We start from the raw sequence: 700 nt of genomic DNA, 5'->3' as shown, positions 1-700 counted from the left end.
CAGAGGATGTCAAGACTTGGTAAGGTTCTTCGCGTTGCGTCGAATTAAACCACATACTCCACTGCTTGTGCGGGCCCCCGTCAATTCCTTTGAGTTTCAACCTTGCGGTCGTACTCCCCAGGTGGATTACTTATTGTGTTAACTGCGGCACTGAAGGGGTCTATCCTCCAACACCTAGTAATCATCGTTTACGGTGTGGACTACCAGGGTATCTAATCCTGTTTGCTACCCACACTTTCGAGCCTCAGCGTCAGTTGGTGCCCAGTAGGCCGCCTTCGCCACTGGTGTTCCTCCCGATATCTACGCATTCCACCGCTACACCGGGAATTCCGCCTACCTCTGCACTACTCAAGATCTACAGTTTTGAGAGCAGTTCATGGGTTGAGCCCATGCATTTCACTCCCAACTTGTCTACCCGCCTGCGCTCCCTTTACACCCAGTAATTCCGGACAACGCTCGTGACCTACGTTTTACCGCGGCTGCTGGCACGTAGTTAGCCGTCACTTCCTTGTTGAGTACCGTCCTTTTCTTCCTCAACAACAGGAGTTTACAATCCGAAGACCTTCTTCCTCCACGCGGCGTCGCTGCATCAGGGTTTCCCCCATTGTGCAATATTCCCCACTGCTGCCTCCCGTAGGAGTCTGGGCCGTGTCTCAGTCCCAATGTGGCCGTTCAACCTCTCAGTCCGGCTACCGATCGT

1 rRNA gene is annotated in these 700 nt (G+C 53.4%); it reads right to left on the bottom strand.

The window, feature by feature from the left end:
• Nucleotides 1-700, bottom strand: a 16S ribosomal RNA gene (locus B5G12_RS14215); the annotation flags it as partial.

This window comes from Faecalibacterium sp. An58 (assembly GCF_002161515.1).
GTDB lineage: Bacteria > Bacillota > Clostridia > Oscillospirales > Ruminococcaceae > Faecalibacterium > Faecalibacterium avium.
This window is presented reverse-complemented; position numbering and strand designations above follow the sequence as displayed.